This is a genomic window from Caballeronia sp. INML3B, assembly GCF_023631305.1.
Taxonomy (GTDB): Bacteria; Pseudomonadota; Gammaproteobacteria; order Burkholderiales; family Burkholderiaceae; genus Caballeronia; species Caballeronia turbans.
The window spans coordinates 41429-65984 of sequence record NZ_JALQDI010000074.1; the positions used below are offsets into that span (position 1 = coordinate 41429).

General features: G+C 58.7%; 23 protein-coding genes. 15 read left to right on the top strand and 8 right to left on the bottom strand.

Annotation, left to right across the window (positions count from 1 at the left end; all coding sequences use genetic code 11):
* The first annotated feature begins 154 nt into the window (after nucleotides 1-154).
* The 5 genes from NCS58_RS34400 to NCS58_RS30280 all read left to right on the top strand — a co-directional run bounded on the left by NCS58_RS34400 (nucleotide 155) and on the right by NCS58_RS30280 (nucleotide 4232).
* Nucleotides 155-1126: an FAD-binding oxidoreductase gene (locus NCS58_RS34400; RefSeq protein WP_250478149.1), complete on the top strand. Its 972-nt coding sequence runs from the start codon at nucleotides 155-157 to the stop codon at nucleotides 1124-1126.
* Nucleotides 1127-1431: 305 nt separating this feature from the next.
* On the top strand, nucleotides 1432-2070 hold the full coding sequence (locus NCS58_RS30265) for an alcohol dehydrogenase catalytic domain-containing protein (RefSeq protein ID WP_250538956.1): 639 nt from the start codon (nucleotides 1432-1434) through the stop codon (nucleotides 2068-2070).
* 38 nt (nucleotides 2071-2108) lie between these two features.
* A complete protein-coding gene (locus NCS58_RS30270) occupies nucleotides 2109-2423 on the top strand; it encodes a zinc-binding dehydrogenase (protein WP_250538957.1) in 315 nt (104 codons plus the stop codon).
* Between the two features lie 169 nt (nucleotides 2424-2592).
* Entirely contained in the window at nucleotides 2593-3429 is an 837-nt protein-coding gene (locus NCS58_RS30275; RefSeq protein WP_250538958.1) for an IclR family transcriptional regulator, read from the top strand.
* Nucleotides 3426-4232 (top strand): IclR family transcriptional regulator, encoded by an 807-nt coding sequence (locus tag NCS58_RS30280; protein WP_250478150.1) that lies wholly within the window; start codon nucleotides 3426-3428, stop codon nucleotides 4230-4232. The genes NCS58_RS30275 and NCS58_RS30280 overlap by 4 nt, the downstream gene beginning before the upstream one ends.
* Nucleotides 4233-4361: 129 nt before the next feature.
* On the opposite strand, the gene NCS58_RS30285 is transcribed toward NCS58_RS30280, so the two are convergent.
* Nucleotides 4362-5705, bottom strand: coding sequence for an MFS transporter (locus NCS58_RS30285; protein WP_250478151.1), 1344 nt, complete (start codon nucleotides 5703-5705; stop codon nucleotides 4362-4364).
* Nucleotides 5706-6041: 336 nt separating this feature from the next.
* Between NCS58_RS30285 and NCS58_RS30290 the strand changes: the two genes are divergently transcribed.
* From NCS58_RS30290 to NCS58_RS30330, 9 genes are all read left to right on the top strand, one after another.
* A complete protein-coding gene (locus NCS58_RS30290) occupies nucleotides 6042-6854 on the top strand; it encodes an alpha/beta fold hydrolase (protein ID WP_250478152.1) in 813 nt (270 codons plus the stop codon).
* Nucleotides 6855-6873: 19 nt separating this feature from the next.
* Entirely contained in the window at nucleotides 6874-8076 is a 1203-nt protein-coding gene (locus NCS58_RS30295) for an LLM class flavin-dependent oxidoreductase (RefSeq protein WP_061119741.1), read from the top strand.
* A 115-nt stretch (nucleotides 8077-8191) separates the two neighbouring features.
* A complete protein-coding gene (locus tag NCS58_RS30300) occupies nucleotides 8192-9019 on the top strand; it encodes an alpha/beta fold hydrolase (RefSeq protein WP_159680277.1) in 828 nt (275 codons plus the stop codon).
* 80 nt (nucleotides 9020-9099) lie between these two features.
* The gene (locus NCS58_RS30305; RefSeq protein WP_061119844.1) at nucleotides 9100-10233 is read left to right on the top strand and encodes a porin; all 1134 of its coding nucleotides are present in this window, start codon (nucleotides 9100-9102) and stop codon (nucleotides 10231-10233) included.
* Between the two features lie 164 nt (nucleotides 10234-10397).
* Complete coding sequence (locus tag NCS58_RS30310) at nucleotides 10398-10991, top strand: NADPH-dependent FMN reductase (RefSeq protein WP_250478154.1); 594 nt, start codon at nucleotides 10398-10400, stop codon at nucleotides 10989-10991.
* 981 nt (nucleotides 10992-11972) lie between these two features.
* Nucleotides 11973-12590, top strand: coding sequence for a glutathione S-transferase family protein (locus NCS58_RS30315; protein WP_053572482.1), 618 nt, complete (start codon nucleotides 11973-11975; stop codon nucleotides 12588-12590).
* A gap of 66 nt (nucleotides 12591-12656) precedes the next feature.
* On the top strand, nucleotides 12657-14726 hold the full coding sequence (locus NCS58_RS30320) for a pyridoxamine 5'-phosphate oxidase family protein (protein WP_250478155.1): 2070 nt from the start codon (nucleotides 12657-12659) through the stop codon (nucleotides 14724-14726).
* A gap of 60 nt (nucleotides 14727-14786) precedes the next feature.
* A complete protein-coding gene (locus NCS58_RS30325; protein WP_061119745.1) occupies nucleotides 14787-15266 on the top strand; it encodes a nuclear transport factor 2 family protein in 480 nt (159 codons plus the stop codon).
* 40 nt (nucleotides 15267-15306) lie between these two features.
* Complete coding sequence (locus NCS58_RS30330) at nucleotides 15307-16545, top strand: MFS transporter (protein ID WP_250478156.1); 1239 nt, start codon at nucleotides 15307-15309, stop codon at nucleotides 16543-16545.
* Between the two features lie 671 nt (nucleotides 16546-17216).
* Here the strand turns inward: NCS58_RS30330 and NCS58_RS30335 are convergent.
* From NCS58_RS30335 to NCS58_RS30355, 5 genes are all read right to left on the bottom strand, one after another.
* On the bottom strand, nucleotides 17217-18182 hold the full coding sequence (locus NCS58_RS30335) for a fumarylacetoacetate hydrolase family protein (protein WP_061119747.1): 966 nt from the start codon (nucleotides 18180-18182) through the stop codon (nucleotides 17217-17219).
* A gap of 9 nt (nucleotides 18183-18191) precedes the next feature.
* Nucleotides 18192-18557: a YciI family protein gene (locus tag NCS58_RS30340; protein WP_250478157.1), complete on the bottom strand. Its 366-nt coding sequence runs from the start codon at nucleotides 18555-18557 to the stop codon at nucleotides 18192-18194.
* A 51-nt stretch (nucleotides 18558-18608) separates the two neighbouring features.
* Entirely contained in the window at nucleotides 18609-19454 is an 846-nt protein-coding gene (locus tag NCS58_RS30345; RefSeq protein WP_250478158.1) for a VOC family protein, read from the bottom strand.
* A gap of 97 nt (nucleotides 19455-19551) precedes the next feature.
* Nucleotides 19552-19866, bottom strand: a complete 315-nt coding sequence (locus tag NCS58_RS30350) for an NIPSNAP family protein (RefSeq protein WP_061119750.1) — start codon at nucleotides 19864-19866, stop codon at nucleotides 19552-19554.
* 9 nt (nucleotides 19867-19875) lie between these two features.
* Nucleotides 19876-20751 carry an NAD(P)-dependent oxidoreductase gene (locus NCS58_RS30355; RefSeq protein WP_061119751.1) on the bottom strand — a complete coding sequence of 292 codons (876 nt, stop codon included), beginning with the start codon at nucleotides 20749-20751 and terminating at the stop codon, nucleotides 19876-19878.
* 246 nt (nucleotides 20752-20997) lie between these two features.
* On the opposite strand from NCS58_RS30355, the gene NCS58_RS30360 reads away from it, so the two are divergent.
* Nucleotides 20998-22002: a LysR family transcriptional regulator gene (locus NCS58_RS30360; protein WP_061119752.1), complete on the top strand. Its 1005-nt coding sequence runs from the start codon at nucleotides 20998-21000 to the stop codon at nucleotides 22000-22002.
* An 87-nt stretch (nucleotides 22003-22089) separates the two neighbouring features.
* On the opposite strand, the gene NCS58_RS30365 is transcribed toward NCS58_RS30360, so the two are convergent.
* Nucleotides 22090-23553 (bottom strand): NAD-dependent succinate-semialdehyde dehydrogenase, encoded by a 1464-nt coding sequence (locus NCS58_RS30365; RefSeq protein ID WP_250478213.1) that lies wholly within the window; start codon nucleotides 23551-23553, stop codon nucleotides 22090-22092.
* Between the two features lie 11 nt (nucleotides 23554-23564).
* Nucleotides 23565-24500, bottom strand: a complete 936-nt coding sequence (locus NCS58_RS30370; RefSeq protein WP_250478159.1) for a PDR/VanB family oxidoreductase — start codon at nucleotides 24498-24500, stop codon at nucleotides 23565-23567.
* Nucleotides 24501-24556: the final 56 nt, after the last annotated feature.

Below are 24556 nucleotides of genomic sequence, written 5' to 3' on the forward strand. Positions count from 1 at the left end.
TATTGCGTCCATGGTTGCGCGGGGTGTGCGCAGCCTTCATGACATCACGCCGGAATCGATACGAAAGCTAGTACGGACCGGTTAGCGATGAGTGTCCTCGAGCAATGTAAGCGTGCAGGTCACTCGTCGCCGTCAATGTTCATAAGGAGTGAATGTGGCTCATCATATCAACGTCGCCGCGAGCGACATCAGCTTCCAGTGCAACGACGGCGAGACCGTTCTTGATGCCGCCGAGCGGGCCGGCTTTGCACTCCCGTATTCATGTCGCAAGGGTGTGTGCGCCGAGTGTGTCGGAGAGGTAGTCAATGCGGAAGGGACGGAGAAGGCGCTCTTTTGCTGCACGCGTCCGACGACGGACTTGACCATCGTGCCTCGCAAGATCGAGAAGCGGGAGCGCATCGCGCGCAAGAAAGTTGATGCCTCGGTTTTTCGAATTACGCAGCCTGCGCCGGATGTGACAGTCCTACAACTTCGCCTGCCGATTGGAGTGCGCGCAAAGTTCAGAGCCGGCCAGTACCTGCAGGTTCATCTCGACGACAACACGGTTCGGAACTATTCGATGGCCAACCCGCCGCACCAGAATGACAGCGTGCATCTACACGTGCGCCGCGTGCCAGGTGGCCGTTTCTCGGACGGGGTGCTGAAAGAACTCGCAGTGGGAAGCAAGTTGCGGATAGAGTTGCCCTACGGCGAGTTCTTCTTTCGCGACGGGTCTACAAAGCCGGTAATTCTCGTTGCAACGGGAACGGGTTTCGCGCCGGTGAAGTCCATCATTGAAGATGCGCTCAAGCGCAAGTTTGCGCGTCCGTTGAAGTTGTATTGGGGCGCTCGCAACGAGAGTGACCTTTATTTTTTGGATCTTGCGCGTAAGTGGCACGACGAAGGGCACGTCGAACTCGTGCCTGTGTTGTCGCATCCTGACGCGATATGGGCTGGCCGCACAGGTCTTGTGCATCGCGCGGTACTTTCGGATCATCCGTCGCTCACTGCGTATCAGGTCTACGCATGCGGTAACCCGGCGATGACGCGTGCTGCACGTACGGAGTTCATCCGTGCGGGCCTGCTGGAAGATGAGTTTTTCTGTGACGCCTTCGTCCAGACCGACGTGCTCGAAACTGTGCTCTAAGAATGGTCGATTCGCCCCAAAAAATTCTGGTCTACGCCCCAGCAGAACGAAGAACTTGCACTACCTTTGTGTTCCCTGGCATGTGGTCGAGCGCACGGCTCAACAATGCGACCCTGTCGTTCGTATCCGTACCGTTTTGCCTTCCGACTTATACAGCTTAACCACAAATCCATACGCCATCCGGCTTTGAAAGCTCTAAATGAGCAGACGTCTGCGATTGTCCGCGCTGACATCTATAATGCTGAGCAATTCCCACGACCCGACGGAAGCGGGGCGAATCCAACAATTTTTCGAAAAGATCATTCATGAAAGCCGCGTTCTACGAAAGACAAGGCGATGCCGTCGATGTCCTCAGGATCGGCGACTTCCCTGACCCATTACCGGCGCGTGGCGAAGTACGGGTCAAGATCGCGGTCTCCGGTCTGAATCCGTCCGACATCAAGGCCCGTACCGGCTTCACAGGTGCTCCGATGCGTTTCCCACGGGTGATTCCCCACCAGGATGGCAGTGGAACCATTGACGCGGTCGGCTCCGGTGTATCAGAGGAACGGATCGGAGAAAGGGTATGGGTGTTCAAGGCACAAACAGAACGGCCTTTCGGCACTGCGGCAGAATATGTAGTCCTCCCGTCCCGCCTGGCGGTCCCGCTCGGCAACGATGCATCGTTCGAGACGGGGGCATCTATTGGGATTCCAGCGATTACCGCTCACCGCTGCCTGTTCGCCGATGGCGATTTGCGTGGAGGGCGTGTGCTAGTGCATGGTGGCGGCGGCGGAGTAGGTACGGCCGCGATTCTCCTTGCGAAGTGGGCAGGCGCATGGGTCGCCGCGACGGTGAGTAACGAGACCCAGGCCGATGCGGCCAGAAACGCAGGTGCCGATGTCGTAATTTTTCGCCATTCAGAGGATGTTGCGCAGCGTGTCCTGACGCCACAGGGGGTGTAGGCGTCGACCGTATCGTTGACGTCGACATAGTCGCGAATGTGCACATCGATCTTGCCTGTCTTGCAACGGACGGCGTCGTGACTGCTTATTCCAGTAGTCGTTCAGATGCGACGCTTGAAATACCCTTCCGTCCAGCGATGTTTGGCGGTCATGTTTTTCGATTCGTGTACCTTTATTCGATGTCCGAGAGGTCGATTCAAGACGCAGTGCGGGATATATCAGCGTGCATCAGCGCCAGGGCATACTCGCCGACGATAGGGCAGCAGTTCCCGCTCGAAAAAGTCGTGGATGCGCATCTCGCGCAGGAGAGCGGGACGGTGGTAGGGAAGATTCTTGTGAAAATCGGGAGCTAGCCTTCATGGGATGGCTATGATCGGCCCGGGTGTTTAGGTTGCATCGAGGCGTGACGGTTTATCGAGCGATCCAACGTCAGAGTCCGATGGCCCGGTCCTGCCTTCGTCCGACAGGCTGAGCGAGCTTGGTGAAATGGTAAACTGAGCGTACTTACGGGGGGCGGCGGAGATGAATTCAGAGAAGTCGACAGAAGAAGTCGCGTATCGCAATCAAGCGGCGCAACGAGTCCTGTCGGTTCTGAGCTTCCTGATCGACGAAGAGGGCAGCACGAGTGTCTCGCGGTTGGAAGCCGAGCTGTCACTCAGCCGCATTATCATTTCCAGGGCCTTGGATACGCTAGAGTCAGCGGGCTTCGTGATCTCCTCCGGTGACAAGAAAACGGTTTCGTTGGGTTACCGCGTTCTTGGACTGAGCAACGGCACGGTCGACGACTTCGACATACGGGCACTTTGCCATCCGTATCTCATTGCCTTGCACGAACTTACCGGCGAGAGCGTCTTTCTCTCGATTATTGCCGGGGACAACCGAGTGCCGGTCGAGGTGATCGAAGCGAAGGGGCCGCGCGTCGCGCATAGTCAGCGAGGGCTTTCCGTGCCTTTGCATGTCGGCAAGACGTCCAGGACGCTGCTTGCATTTCTCGATGACCAAGACATTGAAGACTTCTTGCGCGCTGCTGCGCCAATCGATCAATATGTCGATTTCTCCACCGCGTCCAAGTACGAAACCGTGGATGACGTCTGGAAAGACATCCAAACCGTTCGAAGAGACGGATCAATCATGTGGCACGGCGCAGAACAGTTTGGCGCGCTTTACCTCGCATTCCCATTACTTGACCGGGCCAACCGTCCTCACGCGGCTATCACCATTGGCGGTCCGCGTGAAAGGTTCAGTCAAGCGCGGGCAGAAGAATTACTTCCGCAAATACGGACGATCCTGCGCCCGCTTCAAGAGCGAGCCCGATTGATACCGGCATCGCCGATCTTTGTGACACGTGAACACTCATGAGCAGTTCCGCGCTTCGAGCTCTGACGCTCCTTGAGATCATATGCACCGCTGAAGCGCCGATCGGCGTCACGGCTCTCGCCAATCAGCTTGGCCTTTCTGTTGCGACAGTATTTCGCAGTCTAGATGCGCTTGAGCGCCTAGGTTATGTCGCTCGGTTCCAGTCTTCCACTGACTTCGTTGCCGGGGATACGACAAAACGATTGCGTCAGACGGGATTCGCGCGTTTTTTTCTTCGCGATGTCGCTCTGCCGTACATGAGACAGATTGCGTTTGCGACTGGAGAGTCGGTGACGCTGACTATGCCTGTCGGTTGGTATGGTGTCACGGTTGCGACCGTTGCAGGGACCAATCCAATCAGGACGGCCTCTGCGGTGGGTTCCATCGGCGAATTATCGCGCGACCTTCCATCGAAAGTACTCTTGGCTTCGTTGGACGGACTAGAATATCAGCGCTTTGTCGCATGGGCTAGGAAGGAAGGAGTAACGCTCAAGAACGATCTGCCTCGCGAGCTGGACGCCATACGCTCCAACGGATATGGATGCGAGGCATTCAAGTTTGCGGAAGGACGAGCATCGATTGCGCTGCCAATCCGCTTGAGTAGCCGCACGCTAGGCGTCCTCGCCATCGAAGGCCCTGTGCTTGATTCTCAGAATCAGCGTGCCGACGATAAGAAGATCCGCGACTGGCGTCAGATCGTGACGTCGATTGAGACCAGAATCGCGGACCAGCCGGCATTGTTCGAGAATCCGTATGCTCACATCGATCCCGACACTATCAGCTTGCCGGTTACGCAAGTCCGGTAGCCAGTGCTGTAGTCGCGTGCCGATCGATCCAGATGACTGACCTGACTGACCGGCATTCGCTTATCACCTTGAGTGGGTTGCGCCTCGAAAGGCGCAGGATTATTCATCGTCTGTGTCGATAGACTGCGATTACGTTACCGCGGCCTCTGTACGCTTGCTCTCGCTGTAAATCCAACGCATCACGAACGTCACCGCAGCGCCGAGGAGCACTGGAGCCGCCGCGATTCGAAAGATCTCGTCGATTGACAGTTGGGCGCTGTATAGCACGCCAGCGAGCAAGGGCCCGAGAATTCCGCCCAGCCGCCCCATGCCAAGGGCCCAGCCTGTTCCGGTCGCTCTTAAGCCCGTGGGATAAAAGTGGATCGCGAGCGCGATTGTTCCCTTTTGTCCGCCGCTTACGCAAAAGCCAACTGCAAACGCTGCGCACATCAGTACCTTTGGTTCTGCCGAGATAGACGATGCCATCCATAACATTGACGCAGCGCCGCCGAGATAAAGCGCGGCGAGTGTCAGGTAGGGCCCGGTCCGATCCATCAACGGCCCGATGACAAACGCGGCACAGAAGCCGCCTATCGTAGTCAAGGTCGTTACCCATACGATGGAATCTGTCGCGTACTTCAAAGAGTGAAGCATAGTCGGCAGCCAACTTTGAATGAAGTAGAACACGCCCAGATTCAGGAAAACGAGTATCCAGAGACAGATGGTGCCTCTGCGCTCGGCCGATCCAAGCAAGCCCAGCACGCCGATACGATCAGATTCGGTCGTCGAGTTGACGAAGCGCGCGCCTCGAATATTGGGCAGGGTGGGGTAGTGGCGGCGCAGAAGTTTCTCGACTGTGTCGGTTCGCCCTTTGCGCAGTGCAAAGTAGATCGATTCCGGCAGAAATTTCCAAAGAAGATACGTCAGGGCGAGCGGTGTTACTCCGCCAACGAGAAACACCGACCCCCAGTGGTAGCGCGACAGCAAGGCGCCAGCAACGAATCCTGACGCGACAAAACCGAGCGAATAGCAGCAGTAAATCAACATCACCGCCGTGGCACGAAACCTTTTCGGACTGTATTCCGAAGTTAATGCGATCGCGCTCGGAATGGCACCACCTAGGCCGATGCCTGCCAGAAACCGGAACGCGATGACCTCCGACACGTTGGTGGCGAAGGCTGTCGCAAGCGTGAACAGCGAGAACACGACCCAAGAGGCGATCATCAGTCGCTTGTGACCGATGCGCGGGGAAAGTGGCGATACGACGAGAAATCCCACCATCAGTCCGATCAGCGCGGCGGAAAATAACGGACCGAGTTCCGCGCGCTTGAGCTGCCATTGGGCGGCCATGTGAGGAACCGCATAACTGATGCACTGCGTGTCGAAACCATCGACGAAGAGGACAAGACCGCAGAGAAGAATGATGAGGTAATGCCGCTTTCCCATCTTCCCTTCATCGATTAAATCTTCGATACATAAGGTGCGTCCCGTCACAATCGTCTCCTTGTTTTCATATAGGAACCCTCATCGATCACCGCGCTTGAAGTGGCATGGGGGGTGTGTCATGCCGCTGGCGGGTTCGCAGTGCGAGGTGAGATCTACGTTGCGAACAAACACTATGTGAAATGCCATTTCACATATATTCATCCTAGGGTGTGGTGGCGTCCGTTGTCAACTAATCTCTTCCGCCTCATTGGACAGGGCCGTGGCGATGCCTGCGATTGGACGCTTGGTGACCAAAATCTAAGGATTTGGAGCATTGACGTCGATCCCAGGCAGCTCATATTCTGAATTAAGTGAAATGTATTTCACATACTGTCAAGGAGAGATATGGCTACTAGCAGGCTTACCGTCAACAAACTTGATATCGATGTCCTTCGCGCCGGTCATGGCCGTGTGCTGCTCTTTCTGCATCCGCATCTCGGGCGCGCCAGTTCAGTGGACGTGCTGACTGCTCTAAGCGAGTCATTCGATGTAATCGCACCGTCCCATCCAGGCTTTGATCAGTCGTCCATCAATGACGATTTCGATTCGGTCGACGACCTCGCGTACTTCTATCTCGATCTGTTGGGGGAGCTCGATCTAAAAGATGTCGTTTTGGTCGGAAGCTCATTCGGAGGCTGGGTCGCGTTGGAGATGGCGGTGAAGTCCGTCGAGCGCATCGGTCAGGTCGTTTTGATCGACTCAGTAGGCGTCAAGTTCGGACACCCGACAGATAACGACATTGCCGACGTGTTTTCGATGTCGGAAGCGGCCTTCGCCGAACATGCCTATTTCGATCTTCGCTTCGCGCCTCCGCCGAGGGATCGGCTCACTGACGAGGAGCTGTTGACCGTTGCCACGAACCGCGAGGCTTCCGCGCGATTCGCATGGCTACCGTGCCTTTACAACCCTAAACTCAGGCAGCGACTGGGTCGCGCGGACAGACCTACGTTGGTTATCCAAGGTGCGAATGATGCAATAACCGCGCCTTCATATGGTCGTGAGCTTGCTGCAGCGCTGCCGTGCGCCGAGTACCGCGAGATCGTCGACGCGGGCCACTTTCCACATATCGAACAGCCTGCCGTGGTTGCGCGGGAGATCGTCAGCTTCGTCCAGCGAGTCGCGTCGCAACATGAAGCAGCCGTGTCGATCGAGCAGTGAAACGTCAAGGAGGTTAATAATGAATGTCTTCTATTTCACCGAGCAGCCTTACCCCGATGCTTGGAATCCCGAGGCAACGTCGCTGCGTGTGACGCTGCCGAATAGCGAGTGCGATCCTTCGGTGATGGCCGACTTATATGCTCGCTACTTCGACGAATGGATGCTCGCGGATGAACTCGGCTTCGACCTTATGGTCAACGAGCATCACGCCACGGCCACCTGCTTGTCATCCGTCGCTGGCGTCACGTTATCGATTCTAGCAAGACAAACGAAACGCGCCCGCCTGCTCACGCTCGGTTATCCGATCGCCAATCGGCTGGATCCGGTACGAATCGCGGAGGAACTCGCGATGATCGACGTGATCTCCCACGGCCGGCTGGAAATGGGCTTCGTCAGAGGTGTCCCTTACGAACTCGGTGTCACGCAGAAATCCGCTGTCGGCATGACCGACCGTTTCTGGGAAGCGCACGACTTGATCTTGAAGGCGCTGAGCACGCGGGACGGCCCCTTCAACTGGCAGGGAAAGCATTTCCAGGCGCGCAATGTCAACGTCTGGCCTCGACCTTACCAGGATCCGCACCCGCCGGTCTGGATCTCCGGACGAAGCCGAAGCAACATCCGCGATATTGCGTCGCGCGGACACGTCTTCGCCACGTTCCTGAGCGGAAAGCAGACGGCAGGCATGTTCGACTACTACCGGGAGGTTGCGGCCGAGCTCGGACATGCCACGCCTTCTGCGGATCGCTTCGCCTACCTCGGGATCGTCGCCGTCGCTGATACGCATGACAAAGCCATGCAGCGCGCACGGATCCTCGTGAATTACCTGCGAACCTCGGCGCTGGTTGCCGAGCCATTCGACAATCCGCCCGGTTATATGTCAGCGGCCGACAGTGCGCGCATGATGCGGGCGAATGGAAAGCGCACCGCGAAGTCAGCATCCGGCAAAGCGGTCGATGTTCATAGCGGCTCGATCGAAGAACTCATCGATGCCGGTGCGATGTTCGTCGGCACGCCGGATGAGGTGTATGAGCAGATCGCCGCTTTCGATGACGACGTAGGCGGCCTCGGCAACCTTCTCATGATGGGCCATGCCGCGTCGCTCTCACATGCCGACACGGTGGACAACCTGACTCTGTTTGGCAAGGAAGTATTGCCTCGCCTCAAGCAGCGCTCGGCGTCGCGCATCACTGTCTCTCGTGAGCTCGAACAGGCAGGCACGTAAGCAGCAACGGTGTTGGTGGTGAACCTGTCGGGTCCGAGTGCCGGCTCAATGGTTCGCCGCCGCTCGTCTAGAACTGTTCATGGTCGCTTCTTACCAATCTACGGATTTGCAATACATGTCTCCAATGCAAAGTGCCCAAAGCCGGTTCGAGACGGTCAATGGGCTCAAGACGCACTACCTCGAAGGGGGCAAGGGACCGGCCTTGGTTCTTCTTCATAGCGGGGAGTTCGGTGCCTGTGGCGCGTTGAGCTGGGAATGGAACTTCGACAGGCTGGCAGAACATTTCCGCGTGATCGCGCCCGATTGGCTCGGCTTTGGTCAAAGCGAAAAGGTATTTTTCTTCGAAGACATGTGGAACGCCAGGGTGAACCACATGAGCGCCTTTCTTCGGCAGATCGGGGTAGAGCGCGCTCATTTCATGGGCAATTCCATGGGCGGCACTGTCCTCGTCAATGTTGCCGCGAGCGATGACAAGCGTTGGCCGATCGATCGCATGATCCTGGTCAGCGGCGGAGGGCACGTCCCGGAGAACGACGATCGCAAAGTGCTGACCGACTATGACGGTTCGGAGGAAGCAATGCACCGCATGGTCGACGTGCTCATCAAGCGTCCTTCGCTGCGCAACGACCTCGGATATATCAAGCGGCGTCACGCCTTGTCAATCGAGAAGGGCGCCTGGGAGTGCGTGGCGGCCGCTCGATTCAAGGCGCCAGTGCGCGCGGCGCGGCCTCTGGTGGACAAGCATCCAGACTATTCTCGCATCGATATTCCGACGCTGATCGTCGCGGGACATCAGGACACGCTTCGTGAGCCCGGCTACGCGCGGCAGTTGCAGAAGCAAATCGGCGGTTCCGAGCTCCTGATGCTCGACGGCGGACATTGCCCGCAAATCGACGTGCCCGACGTGTTCAACGAAAGGGTGCTGACGTTCCTTCTATCGTGAATTCAAACAGCTGGGCATCGAAGGGTACTCAAGACAAGTCCCTTACGAGCGACTCGCTACAGAAAATATGGAGACAGTCGGTGAGGAAAGCCCTAACCCTGATAACGTGTTCCTTGTTGGCAAGCTCGGCACATGCACAAAGCGCCGTAACTTTGTACGGTCTGGTCTTCGAGGGCTTTGTCTATACGAGTAATCAGAAGGGATCGTCGGTATTTCAAACCGCTACGGCGTTGACGAATCCCAGCCGATGGGGCTTGCGCGGTGAGGAGGAGCTCGGTGCAGGAATCAAGGCTGTCTTCACGCTGGAGAATGGATTTGACCCGAACAACGGGAAGCTCTCTCAAGGGGGGCGAATGTTCGGTCGTCAGGCTTATGTTGGCTTGACTGGGCCCTTTGGTGGATTGACGCTCGGCCGTCAGTACGAGCCGGTGTTCGAGTATATCGGGCTATCGAGTGCGACGGCGCAGTGGGGATTCTTTGGATCGCATCCCGGCGACTTCGACAACATGAACGCCACAGCCCGGATAAACAACGCAATAAAGTACGCAAGTCCCCGGTTGGGCGGCGTCGCGGTCGAAGGCGTGTTTGCTCCCGGCGGAACGCCAGGAAACTTTGGCAACAACCGCGTGTACAGCTTCGGAGTCGACTATCAAACAGGCCCGGTTAAAGCGGCGGTTGCCTTCGCCAATTTGAACAATCCGTCGGTCACCGCGTTCGACGGCAGCGTGTCTCCCGGCTCGCCTGGTTACAGCTCACCGGTAACGAGTCCGGTTTACCGAGGCTATGCGTCAGCTGCATCCTTGCAGATCTTCGGCGCTGCATTCACATACAAGATAGGTGACGGAAAGGTCGGACTTGTCTACACGAACACCCGCTTCGTCGATATCCGTCCGATCGCCGGTATCCCGTATCGGGAACCGCAGGTACGGATCAACAGCTACGAAATCAACTCGTTGTATCGACTGACGCCATCGCTGGCGTTGGCCGGATCGTACGATTTTACCGATGCGGACACGGCGCGATATCACCAGGTCGATCTCGGCGCGATCTATTCGCTGTCGAAGAGAACCGATCTCACTTTGGTCGGCGTGTGGCAACGCGCTGAAGGGATCGATTCGACGGGACAGAAAGCAGTGGCGAACATTACTGGTCTGACGGCTTCCAGCAACGCTACGCAGCTAGCCATCAGAGCGATGATCGCCCACAGATTCTGACGTGCTTTCCATACCCCTGATTGTCTCCGCGACGAATCTTTCAGAAGATCGAATCGTGCGCTAAAGAACCGCACAGAAAGGAGAAACGAGCACAGGCATGTGTTGGAGTTTGACGGCTGTAATTAAATTCGAAACCTGTAGACAGTGAAAAAACGGAGTTCAAAATGGCACGTCCTTTTATTTTGGGTATTGGTGGAACTCTGCGTGACGGCTCTACCTCGGAGAGAGCCTTGCGAATCAGCGTCGACGAAGCCCGGTCCAGAGACTGTGAAGTCGAGGTGGTGTCAGGCGACAACCTCGTATTACCAATGTATGCGCCCGGCGTAACGGCCACACATCACGGTGCGCGCCGCCTCGTCGAACTCATCCGTCGATGCGACGGAATCATCGTCTCGACACCGTCTTATCATGGCGGACTTTCTGGACTGGTGAAGAATGCGCTGGACTATCTCGAAGACTTGCGAGACGACAGCCGTCCCTATCTCGACGCGCGGCCAGTTGGATGCATCGTTTGCGCGGGCGGTTGGCAAGGAGTCGGATTGACTCTTACTTCTCTGCGATCGATCGTGCATGCGTTGCGCGGATGGCCGACGCCGCTCGGCGTAGGAATCAATACGATCATTCCGCCGGGCAGCGAAGTACGCGACCCCTTGACGGAGCAGGAAAAACTGCTTCGTGCGGTCGGGGAACAGGTCGCTGGCTTCGCCTGGAATCAGCGAGTGTCTTGCCGAGCCGAGAGCGATGCAGAAACGTGCTGAAGCTCCGGCACGACGATGGCAGGGTCGGCTGACTGCACTGGCGTTGCGCCGTCACTTGCATTCCGGTGCCTAACACCGACGTCTGCGAACGGAGGAACGACACCTGGCACGTACTTTTGATGTTGTCGATGTACCTGACGATCAAGGAACGAATGAAGCGTCCGCACCTTGACACTCGGATGCGAGCGGTGCTGAGATCGTCCCCCTCAAGGTGGCGACGCGCAAGGGGCTTGCGCATCGCGAGATCGAGCTCACGTCACTCCGCGACTTGAGATTCCGCACGGGGAGGGGTCTACCTCAACGCGCTCCGCTCACAAGCTCGGCGTAGTCCAGAGGGATTCTGAAATCCGACCCCTCGTTTAGCGTGCGTTCTTGAAAGACTATCGCTGAGGTTGGGCACAAAATTCAGCAGACTTACGAGCCTAAATAATCCGCGTTTTTTCATCCGAAGAGCGGGGGGATGTGTTATCTCAATATCGGTTTCGCGGTCACCGAGCGCGGGCGGGGTGCTCCTGCACAAAATGGATCGGCCGCCGGCGCCTTCGTTGATGTGCATGAATTCAAATGTTGTCGACTCTGATGCTCTGAGATCAAGCGATCGTGTTTATGTCATGGCGCGACGCGCGCCTACCGAAGAAGCAAAAGACTGGCTTCTTGCACCCCAACGATTGAGGACCTGGACGCGAACAGACGGCCGAAAAGCGCAGGTGATTGAGCATAGCCTCCTTTCACCCAAGCGGTTTCCGATGCAAAAAGGGAAGAGAGAGTCGAGGCACTAAGTCAGAGCACTCGACGTGTCGCATCTGCGTACAGGTCCGCGTGTAAAGCGGTTCTATGCCTCGGCGGCTACCAAGCAACAGCCATTGGACCCGGGCGCTCCGTGCGACCGGCAAAGATTCACTCTGCCTATCTCACGCGGGGCTTTTACTACGCGCGATATGGTGCTCACCTGCCCACTGCGGCCAACTCAAGGAAACGACCATGAAACTGTACGTTCATCCGCTGTCCGGTCATTCTCACCGTGCCCGACTGCTGATTTCGCTCCTTGCTATTACCCATGAACTCGTCGAAGTCGATCTTGCCGCCGGCGCACACAAGTCCCCGGACTTCTTGAAGTTGAACCGTTTCGGTCAAGTTCCGGTGCTCGTCGACGGAGACGTGGCGATCGCCGATTCGAACGCGATTCTGGTGTATCTCGCGCGCAAGTCCGGCAGGACTGATTTCCTTCCGCAGAATCCGGTCGAAGAAGCCGCCGTACAGCGCTGGCTGTCGGTAGCAGCGGGCGAAATCGCTTTTGGGCCGGCGGCCGCGCGGCTCATCACCGTGTTTGGTGCCAAATTCAATGCCGACGAGGTCATCGCGCGCGCGCATCGTATCCTCAAATTGATCGATGAAGAACTCAGCGGTCGTGACTTCCTCGTCACGTCCAAACCGACTATCGCTGACGTCGCGTTGTATGGGTACATCGCGCGTGCGCCCGAGGGCAACGTGGACCTGTCCAGCTATCCAAACGTCAATGCGTGGCTTCGACGCATCGAAGCACTGCCGGGCTTCGTCGAATTTGCCAAGACGCCGGTCGGACTTGCCGCCGCTGCATGACTGCTCCCGCCGCGGAGACGGGTTCTTGCAACATCGAACGCGCATTTTCGATCGAGGAGATAGATCGTGAGTTCTGTATCGAGCCAAATCGGCTCGCCCTGGCATCCGGGCGAACTACAACTACAAGAGAAGGTCGGTGTAATGCAGAAGATGGACAGCGTGGGCCGGCGTTTCGTCCGGGATCACATGCCCGAACAGCACCGAAGCTTCTTTTCCCAACTTCCATTCATCGTCGTTGGCGCAGTAGCAAACGATGGTGACGTGTGGGCGTCCTACGGGTGCGGGCGACCGGGCTTCATGCGTTCGCCTACCGATCGGATCCTCTCTATCGATGCCGCGTTCGATCCTAATGATCCAGCCGCCGGTGGCATCGGTGACGGCGCGGCGCTCGGGCTGCTCGGTATCGAGCTGCACACTCGCCGACGCAATCGGCTGAATGGCATGATCCGCCAGCGGGCCGCGCGCGCATTCGATCTTGAAGTCGTGCAAAGTTTCGGCAATTGTCCGCAATACATCCAGTTGCGCGACTTTGAGTTCGTGCGGGATCCGGATGTCTTCTCGGAGACGGCGCCGATAGAATACGATCGCATCGACGACCGCGCCCACGAGATGATAACAAGCGCCGACACGTTGTTTGTCGCCTCGTATCAAGGCGATGGCGACGCGCGCCAGGTCGATGTTTCGCATCGAGGCGGGAAGGCGGGGTTTGTGCGCATCGGCGATGACGGTGTGCTGACGATTCCCGACTTCGCTGGCAATCTGTTCTTCGCGACGCTTGGCAATTTTCTGGTCAATCCCCGCGCCGGCTTGCTATTCACCGACTTCGAAACCGGCGATGTCCTGCAAATGGCAGGCGACGCAGAGGTCGATCTCGAGTCGCCAGAGATCGCTGCTTTTCAGGGCGCCGAAAGGCTGTGGCGCTTCAAGCCGCGCAGAGTGATTCACCGCCGCGGCGCGTTGCCGTTGCGCTGGAAGTTTCAGACGAGCGGTTGGTCGCCCAACTCGCTTATGACAGGGAGTTGGGATGATGCAGCGAGCCGACTAAGGGCCTCAGACCTCGCGCGTTCATGGCGCCCTTTCAGGGTTGCGAAGATCGTCGACGAAAGCGCAGTGATCCGGTCCTTTCATTTGGAACCGATCGACGGTGCTGGGCTGATTCCGCACCTTGCGGGTCAGCATCTGCCGATTCGTGTCAGTATCGTGAGCGATGGCACGCCGATTCCGCGCAATTACACATTGTCGAGTGCGCCGTCGGACGGCTTTTACCGAATAAGCGTGAAGCGAGAAGGAAGCGTCTCATCATATCTGCACGACACCTTGCGCAATGGCGACGTGATTGAGGCGCGTGCCCCGGCGGGCCAATTCACGGTCGATGCACTCGAACGCCGGCCCGCAGTGTTGCTTGCCGCCGGTGTTGGTGTAACGCCGATGCTCGCCATGTTACGTCACATCGTCTACGAAGGCCTACGCAAGCGCGGAATTCGCAAGACGTGGTTCATACACTCGGCGCGTTCAATCAAGGACCGTGCGTTCAGCGAGGAGATCAGCCGTCTAGTGGCTTCCGCCGATGGTGCAGTGAAGGTCGTGCGCGCGCTGTCAGACCCGAGCGACGCGCGCGAGGGCGAAGACTTTGACGTTGCGGGACGTGTTGATATGAATTTGCTGCGTGCGACGCTTCCCTTTGACGACTACGACTTTTATCTGTGCGGGCCAGCGGGTTTCATGCGGTCGATTTATGACGGGCTGCGCGACCTCAACGTCGCAGACGCCCGCATCCACGTGGAAGCCTTCGGTCCGTCCGGCGTTAAACGGCGCACCGATGCGACGTTGAGCGTTTCCTTGCGCGCACCGGCAGATAAGCCGACGCCCGTCGCGTTCGTGAGGACAGGAAAGGAAGCGCGCTGGCAGCCGGATTCCGGATCTCTGCTTGAACTGGCCGAAGCACGTGGCTTGGCACCAGACTATGGTTGCCGGAGCGGCAGTTGCGGAAGCTGCCGGACGCGCATTGTTGAAGGCGCAGTGGCCTACACTGCAAGTCCAGAATTCAAGGTGCCGGAGGACGAGGCGTTGATCTGCTGCGCCGTGCCTGCACATCCCAGCTCGGGCGGTGGGGATCGTCTGCTGCTCGACGTTTGACAATACTGCTCGTCCCTTAGCGACTAGCCTCAAGTCCTCACCCTTAGAAAGGAATTGATCATGAAAGATGTCGACGCAGCGCGGCCGCCGTTTCCGCCCTTTTCGCTGGAAACCGCCATTGAGAAGGTGCGTCTTGCAGAGGACGGATGGAATTCGCGCAATCCTGAGAAGGTATCGTTTGCGTACAGCGCGGACAGCGTGTGGCGCAATCGAGCAGAGTTCGCTACGGGTCGCACTGCGATCGTGGCACTGCTTACGCGCAAATGGCAACGCGAGCTCGACTACCGTCTTATCAAGGAATTGTGGGCATATGAGGGCGCACGCATTGCCGTTCGCTTTGCATACGAGTGGCACGACGACGCGCAGAACTGGTATCGCTCTTACGGCAACGAAAACTGGGAATTCGGCGCCGACGGGCTTATGCATCACCGCTATGCCTGCATTAACGACCTGCCCATCAAGGAGAGTGAACGGAAGTTCTTCTGGCCGCTAGGGCGCAGACCCGACGACCACCCCGGACTGAGCGATCTGGGTCTGTAAGAGCCTGCCCCCGCCGCAACCATGCAGGAGTCTCATCGTCATGAACACTGCCTCCTATGTACGATCTCCCGTCGAACGTGAAGCTTTGCTACGAAGGCTGGCCGGTGTCACGTTCGTGATCTTCTTCCAGGCTTACATGGTTGCCCCTATCGTGCCAGCGCTTTCGCACATCTTCGCGGCACCACAAACAGCTGTCGCTCACATCGTGCCGGCCTATCTTATTCCGTACGGTGTCGCGACGTTGATCTACGGCTTGGTTGCGGATTGGGCCGGCATCCATCGCGTGTTGTACGGGTCGCTCGCCGCGTTCGCAGGACTCACGCTCCTGAGCGCGAGCGCAACGAGTGTCGATCAGCTTGCGGCCTGGCGAATCGCGACGGGCCTCGGCGCAGGCGGCGTCGTGCCTCTTGCACTCGTCCTAGTCGGCCGCGCCTTTCCCTACGAACAGCGTGGGCGCCCGCTAGGCTGGCTTTTTGGCGCGATGGCAGGTGGCATGGCGTTCGGTTCCCCCTGCGGTGCCTTGCTCATGCCGCTCATTGGCTGGCGCGGACTGTTCGTCATGGTGGGACTTGTCGGCGCCATGCTTCTGCTTGTGCTGCTTCCTTATCGCAGATTCCTTGCAGCGGCGACGCCACCACAAACCATACAGCTTCCCGACGTTTTTTCTGGATACAGGCAGCTGCTCCGCAATGCTCGCGCTCGACGCACCTACGGCTATGTGCTGGTGAACTCGATGTTTCACTCCGGCGTCTTTACTTGGCTCGCGGTATATCTGGAACAGCGCTATCGACTTGATGCCGTGCATGTCGGCCTCGCCTTGCTCGGATACGGGGTTCCCGGTTTCCTGCTGGGGCCGTTTATCGGACGGCTGGCGGACCGGTATGGCCGCGCGCGCATCGTTCCGCTCGGTCTGGCCCTGAGCGCGCTGGGAGCGGCTGCCCTTTGCATGAGCGTGCCAGTGCAGGCAATTCCGCTCGTCGCGATGATCCTTTCGCTCGGATATGACATGACGCAGCCGCTTTTCGGCGGCATTGTTACTTCTCTTGGCGGTCAACGCCCGGGACAAGCAATGGGGCTCAACGTCTTCACGTTGTTCGTCGGATTCGGCCTCGGTAGTCTGCTCTTCGGCGTGATCCTCGCCCATGGATTTGAGATGGCCTTGGGCCTCTTCGCCGCCTGTGAACTCGTCGCCGCAGCGGTCTCATTGAGCCTGTTCAACTCTGAAAGGCGAACAGACGCAAGCGGTGGAAAGGCTGCTACGGCGGAAAGGCCTCGATGAGTTATCGACTTCCGATTGCGCACCCAAATATCGGCGCCCGGATGGAAGCCCGTAACGACCCGCGACGATACAGTATTGATTCGACCGCGCTCACATCGACGCTCCGGCTCCTTCAGACCAAGAGTCGCAGGCGGTTATAGCGCTCTACACACCAGACCTCAAAGAAAAGCGGGGTACAACATGAAGCGGCCAAATCGACTGTGGTCGGCTTGACCAGGAAATCCATATGGAATCCCTGTAAAACGAGCATGCTGTACCGGGTGAGGCGTCCGCGGGTCCGGCGCTACGCGAATCTGGGATAGGTCAGAGATGGGAATGAGCGGCGCGGTGGGAAGACGCGCCAGGTGCCGTCATCGTGCCGAAAGAAGTACATTTCCGCAGCCCTGCCGCTTTCCGAGGTTATGACCTTCACGAAGCACTCGTTCGTGCGTCCACGATTCTTAAACCGCAGTATGCGCACGAGCGCAGCAGGGGACGGCGAAAGCCAATACTCAACTGTCTTTCGCAGGGAATGTTTCCAGTCGTTCATCGATCTCTCCATATCGCGGCAGCTGCCGCTAGCGTGATGCGAGGTTCGCCGCACGGATCGGATGTTCGATTTACGGCGCAGGCACGAAATGTCGGCCACATAAATGCGGAGGCGCCAGATTGACGCAGTCCGCGTAGTATTATCAGACGATTGTCGTCTCGAGTTCGCCGAGCGCCTCGATCCATACCTTCATGACGTCGCCGCGCTTGAGGAACGTCCCAGTTTCCATGCCAACGCCGGCCGGGGTGCCGGTCAACAGAATATCGCCGGGAAACAACGTCATCCGCTGGCTCAGGTAAGCAATCTGGTCGGCCACGGAGTAGAGATGATTTGACGTATTCGAGTCCTGCTTGATCGCATCGTTGAGCCAGAGCTTGATGCCGAGCTTTTCCGGCGATGCCACGAACTGGGCTGGCGTGAAGTAAGGTCCGAGAGGACATGCGCCGGTAAAGCACTTGTGGCCGATCCAGTCGAAACGGAACGGCGACGATTCGTCCACCTTGTCGCGCTTAAGGTTATCCCGCGCCGATAGATCGTTCGCGATGCTGTAGCCCGCCACGTAGTCTAGGGCGTTTTCGACCGCGACGTTGTCCGCGCGCTTGCCGATGATCACTGCGAGCTCCGCTTCCCAGTCCAGCAACTGCGTGTGGCCCGGATACCTGACTTTCTGGCGGTGACCCGCTAGCGTGCCGCGTCCGGCTTTGATGAAATGCCAGGGCGGAATGCCGTCCCCGCGTGGGTCGAGCGTGATGCGCATGTTGAATGCGCGCGCCATGGCCTCCACGTGGTCCCGATAGTTTGCGCCGCATGCGTAAATGACACCGGGGCGGGTGACCGGTGCGTCGAACGAGAGGGCGTCCGCCTGAAGCCGCGCGGGCGCACTGTCAAAGGCGGCGTTGTCCAACGCCTGGACCAGGGCCTCCAGTTGCGCATGAGCGCCCGCCCAGTTTCCGATCAGTTCATCGATACCGGCGTCCGAGCGATCAAAGAGCGCAGGACCTGCCCATGCAGAGTTGAGGGCCCGGAGGCTGAAGTGTTGTCCGCGATGCAGGAGACCCGGACAGGTGGCGCCTGACGAGTCGATGTAGGTGAAAAGCTGATAAGTCATCACATGCTCTCAGTCGATGCCGGCTCTCTGGTTTGACAGGGTGATCGTGCAGTTGAGGCTTCCTTCCATCAAAAGCCACGGCCTCAACTCCGCTTCGAACACGCCTTCGGCGATGAAGGGATCTTGTGCAATAAGGCGCTGCGCTTCCTCGATCGACGGCGCGCGCAGTATGCTCATGCCCCCTTGCGAACCGGGCGGGCCGTCGCCGGTGAACGGCCCCGAGAGGAAGACTTCGCCGGTACGCTCGGCCTCAAGCATCCACTCGATATGGCGCGGTAGCACATCGGCCACGCGCTTAAGATCGAGTGGCTTGCGCAACGCAACGTAGAACGTCTTGTTGAGCATGTTTCGCAGAACGGTCTGAAGGTCGCTCATGGTCGCTTCGAAGATTCAGGTGACAGTCGTGGGGGACGCAAGACAGCGCGATCAATCGGGTTCTTCAAAGTTCATGATGAATTCCTTGGGCGCCGGCATGCCCGACCAGACTGCTTCGAGTACGGCCCGTACTTCATTCTCCGTCGAACCCATCGGTGTCCAGTCCGCGCCTTCGGGAATCACGTCGATATCCCAAAAGTATTCGATCATGCTGTTCCACGGGTCGCGAATGTAGTGAAAGTAGTTCGATCCGGCGCCGTGCCGTCCGAGGCCATATCCGTCGCGGTATCCGGAGGCGAGCAAGTGCTGAGCGCCCATTTCGATCTCGTCGATGTCGCTCACCTCGAAGCTCATGTGATGTAAGCCGGTATGCGACGATTTGGCGATGCCGAGCATATGATGATCCCCACCGAATGGCGAGCGCATGAACGCGATGATGTCCAAAGCACGGTCGGAAATCAGCAGGCCGAGCACGTCGGTATAGAAACGTACGGCACGGTCGACGTCCGGCGAGAACTTGATGAGGTGCCCGAGACGGCGCGGACGCGTGCGCTTTTGCGACGACGTTGCATCACATGCCCGCACGCCGAGACGACGGTAGCGCTGCGGTGAATTCACTTCTACCGGGGCGGGCAACGTCGAGGGCACATCGTCGGCCTCCTGCACGTTGATCCAGTCGCCGTCCGGATCCTTGAACCAGATGCCGTCGAAGGGCACGGCAAAAGGCGCATCGTGCAGTTGAACGTCAGCCGCTTCGAGCCGCGCGCGGAGTTCGGCAAGGCCACCCTTTGGCGTGCCGAACGATACATAAGCGAGGCGCTTCTTCGGACCTTGAATGAGACGGACTTGGTCCTGGTCGCGACCTTCGCAACGACAAACCAGATGGCCTTCGGACATGCGGGTCTCGAGGCCGGCGCATTCATAGAAAGCTCGACCGATTTCGAGCGAAGGAACGATCAGTCCTATGTGGTTCAGGCTGTGGATCATGTCGGCCTCAGCGGATAGGAGAGAAGGGCGCAGGCATCAGCAGTTCGCTGCGCTGTTCGATTACATATGACCCGGCTTTTGTGAGAAAAGCCCGCCACGCCTCGGACTGCGACAGCGCCCGGCGGCGTTGAAGGCGGTCCTCGAAGGTCTCGAAGCCCCACAGCTGTACGACACGGTTAAGCTCGCCGGTCTCTGTGACGAAATACCCGACCAGGTTGCCGAGCGCTTGGGCTTGCACGTCAAGTCCGTCGGACTGATAGAGCGCGAGGAACGGTTGCACGGTTCCGGGCTTAAGGGTGTAGGTTCGTTGCTCGATGATCATGAAATATCCTCACGCGTTTCTGGACTCTTGCTCGAGTAATGTGATGACCGCTGAGATGTCCTTCTGCCCGATGCCCTGATCGACGGCACGGCGAAAGTACGGTGCAGCGGCTGAAAAGAGCGGCATGGCGCTGCCGGTCTCGCCCGCCATTTCAGAGGCAAGATGTAAATACTTCTCCAACGCCGTGAAGGGGCCTGGCGCGGGCTCAAAGCGCCGGTCCGCCATCATCGGAGCGCGGATGTTGAACATGGTCGAGGCGCCCGCGCTTTTGCCGATCGCCTCCACCAGCACATGCGGATCGATGCCCGCGCGCACGCCGAGATTCATCGCTTCAGCGGCCGCGAGGGTATGCACTGCGAGGAGCGCATTCGCGATCAGCTTCATGCTCAGCGCGGCGCCGATCGGTCCGAGGTGGAACTGGGTCGGCGCGATCAGATCGAGCACGTCCTTGCAGCGGGCGTAGAGTTCCTGTGATCCGCCGACGAAGAGTGCCGCCTTCTTCTGCAGCACCATCGGCGGTGAGCCGCTCACTTCGCATTCGAGCAAATCAAGGCCGGCGTCCCGCAGGCGCTGTTGCATCTCGAGCTTGAATGCAAGGCTGTACGTGCCGAGCTCGACGACAATCTTGCCTCGCACGCCCGCTTCCAGGAGTCCGTGCTCGCCGCCGAGTACCTCAAGCTGCGCCTCCTCGCCAGGCAGACAGAGCAGCACGATGTCTGCGTCGCGCAGAAGCGTCGCAGGATCTGCAACGGCAACGCCGCCTATATTGCGGAATTCCTCCATGCTGCCACGTGCAACGCCCAGCACACGCGCTCCGGCCTGGACCAGATTGGACGCAACGGGGAGGCCGAGTTGCCCTAGGCCGATCATTCCCACTGTCTTCATGCCGCTGTCTCCTTCTTTATCGATCTGATGTGTTTGACGAAATTCTGATCGTGAGGTTGAACGCCGTCGAGGAAGTGGCGCTTATTCAAATGGATAAATGTGATTTATAGCCCGCCGAGGGCCGTTCTGAACGGGAACTTCGGCGCAGACGTGTAAACCCCAGTGCATGCCTGCTACCGGTCGTCTATAAACTGGATTAATAGCTGCAACGAGTCGAGCATTTCAAGTGAGAGACAGCTGGCAGAAATGAAAGACCTCAATTTGCTTTACGTTTTCGAGGCCATGTGGCGTGATCGGTCCGTCACGGCAGCGGCCGAGAATCTCGGGCTGACGCAGGCCGCCGTCAGTGCGTCGCTCAAACGGTTACGGGAAACGTACGGAGACAAGCTTTTTGTGCTTGTCGGAAGGCGGATGGAGCCGACCGCAGTGGCGCTGGAGCTAGCCGGGCCATTGATCGAATCGCTCAACCTTGTGCGCGGCACGACAGGCGTGCCACAGCCCTTTCGGCCCGAGAAATCAGATCGAACGTTCACCATTAGGACACGCGACATCGGCGAGGTCGTCCTATTGCCGATGCTATATCGAGAGCTCCAACGTACAGCGCCCGACATCAAACTGCATACGATGTTCACGCGCATCGAAGACACGATTCCAGCGCTCGGTAACGGGCGGATCGATGTGGCGGTGGGTTATCTGCCGACGCTTGAGCAGGACATTCACCGCAAACCGCTTTTCAAGCAACGTTATGTCTGCGTGATGCGAAAAGGTCATCCGCTCGCACACGGAACGCTGGATGCGCATGCATTCGGTCAGCTCGATCATTTGCTGGTCGAATACGGCGGCAGCGGGCATCTGTTGCTCGAACGGGCATTATTCGAAGCAGGGGCCAAGAACCGCATAAAAGTGCGCATCCCGCAGTACCTTGCCGCGCCACATTGCCTACTGAGTTCGGATCTCATCTGGGTAGCGCCCGAGATCCTCGCCGCCACGTTGAGCCGTCATTTTCCATTGACGTACCGGCCCGAGCCTCTCGGGCTGGAAGCGTTCGAGATCGCGCTGTACTGGCACGACCGTTACCATCACGACCCAGCAAATCGCTGGTTCCGGTCGTTGATTGTCGACCTCTTTCGCAAGGAAATCTCAAAACCGATGTCAGGTGGCCGAGAGATGTCAGGCGACCGCGACCTCGAAGTTCTTGCCAAGCCCTTCCAGCCGTCAGACATGGGTGACGAACCTCGCTACCAGGCCTAAGCCATGGGTGCAGTGCACCCATGGCATGGTTGTTCAACGAGCTAGAAGTGCTTAGCGATGCGTCTTGCTGCGGGCTATCGAATGGCGTCACGCGGAGAATGCTTGGCAGAGGAACTTTGTCTCCATGAACTCGTCGATGCCTTCACGCGCACCTTCCCGGCCAACCCCTGATTCCTTGTAACCGCCGAACGGTGCGACTTCGGTTGCGATCATGCCAGTATTGATGCCGACGATGCCCGCGTGCAATGCACGGGACACGCGGTGGATGCGCGAAGCGTCACGGCTGAACAGGTAGGATGCGAGGCCCATGCGCGTGGCATTGGCGCGTGCGATCAATTCGCGCTCGTCGCTGAAAGTGGCGAGTGCCAGCACTGGCCCGAAGGTCTCCTTGCACGACATCGCCATGGACTCGGTGATGCCGCTCATCAGGGTGGGCTCGAAGAAGTGGCCCTTGCGCTGAGCACGCTTGCCGCCGGCAAGAAGAGATGCACCGAGTTCCAGCGCGTTTTCGACATGCCGCTCGATCTTGCGAAGCGCCTCCTCGCTGATGACCGGGCCGAGCGTAACGCCAGCCTCCGTGCCGTCGCCAAGTTTGAGCGATTCCATCGCCTTGAGCATGCGCGCGACGAACTCGTCGTGCACAGAAGCCTCGACCAGAAAGCGATTCGGCGCGATGCACGTCTGGCCAGCATTGCGGAACTTGGCGAACAGTGCGCTGGACACGGCGACGTCGAGGTCGGCATCGGCAAAAACGATGAACGGCGAATTGCCGCCGAGTTCGAGCGATACCCGTTTCATCGTCGCCGCGCATTGCGCGGAGAGGATCTTGCCAACTGAGGTCGATCCCGTGAAGCTCAATTTGCCAACTGCCTCGCTGGAGGTCAGCGTCCGTCCGATCGCCTCGGCCGCGCTGCGGTCAGCAGTGACGACGTTGAGCACGCCTGGCGGAATCCCCGCGCGTTCAGCGAGTGCGCACAGCGCGAGTGCGGACAGCGGCGTGTGCTCGGCGGGTTTGAGCACCATCGTGCAGCCAGCGGCGAGCGCGGGCGCGGCCTTGCGGGTAACCATCGCAGAGGGCAGGTTCCACGGCGTGATGCCCGCGGTCACGCCGATCGGCTCCTTCACCGTCGTGAAACTCATGTTGCGGCGCGCAGCAGGAATAGTGTCGCCGTAGGTCCGACGCGCTTCTTCCGCGAACCATTCGACGAAGGACGCTGCGAAAATCACCTCGTTCTTCGCATCCGACAACGGCTTGCCCTGTTCGCTCGTCAGGATTGCTGCGAGTTCGTCCGCATGGTCAACAATGAGACGCGCCCACTTTCTAAGCGGCCCGGCACGCTCTGTGGCCGTGCGCTCGCTCCACTCGTCGAATGCCCGTTGCGCGCTCGTGATGGCGTACTCGACATCCTCGGCCGACATGTGTGGCACGGTGCCGACGAGTTCGCCGGTGGCTGGGTTGCGGACCTCGAAGGTCTCGCCGCTCAGGGCGGCGACCCATTCGCCACCAACATAAGCGCGGTCGCGCAACAGAGTTTGATGGTTCGATTTCATTGTTTCCTTGATTACAAGTCCAGTGTCAGGTCGCCGCACCGTGCCCGGGACACGCACACGCACATTTGCTTGCGGCTGGTTTTGTCATCGGGAGAAAGCACGTAATCGCGATGGTCGACCTCGCCTTCGATGACCGTAGTCGCGCATAGGCCGCATTCGCCCCGCTTGCAGTCGTAAATCGGTTCGACCCCCTGGCGGATTAGCGCATCGAGAATCGACTCGTCGCTTGCTACCTCGACCGTCTGCCCGCTTTGCTGAAGCACGACTCGAAAGGCGGCGTCACCGTCGGCGGGGGCCGCTGCGCCGAAGAACTCGAAGTGGATTCGTTCGTCCGGCCAATGCGCACGCCGTGCCGCGCCGATTACGGCTTCGTTCAGTCCGCGGGGACCGCATACATAGACGTCCGCGCCCGCAGGCGCATTGCTCAGCAGGAGATCAAGGTCCACGCCACGGGTGGGGTCACCGCCGTCGCAATGGAGTGTCAGCTTGTCGCCGGCAAGGGCCTTCAATTCGTCGACGAACGCCGCGTCATCTGCGCTGCGCACGCAATAGTGGATGCTGAACGTGCGCGCCTGGGCGGCAAGGACATGCACCATTGAAAGGATCGGCGTAATGCCTATGCCACCTGCTACCAAAAGATAATGGGGCGATTCCGGCACGAGCGGAAAGTGATTCTTCGGAAGGCTGCACGTCAACAGCTGCCCGGCCTGCACGCGTCCGTGCATCGCAGCGGACCCGCCCTTTCCCGCGTCCTCGCGTAAGACGCCAAGCAGATAGTGGCTGCGGTCCGCGGGCGAACTCGCGATGGAATACGATCGCACCGCCAGCTCGCCGGTCGCGAGGGGAATCGATACGTCGAGATGCGCGCCTGCCTCGAAGGCGGGCAACGCATCGCCCTGCGGATGGCGCAGAACAAAGCGGCGGATGCGAGCCGTCGCCTGCAGCACTTCGGAGACGACTAGCTGTTGACTGTCTTTCATACGCTTTACTCCCGGGTATCACC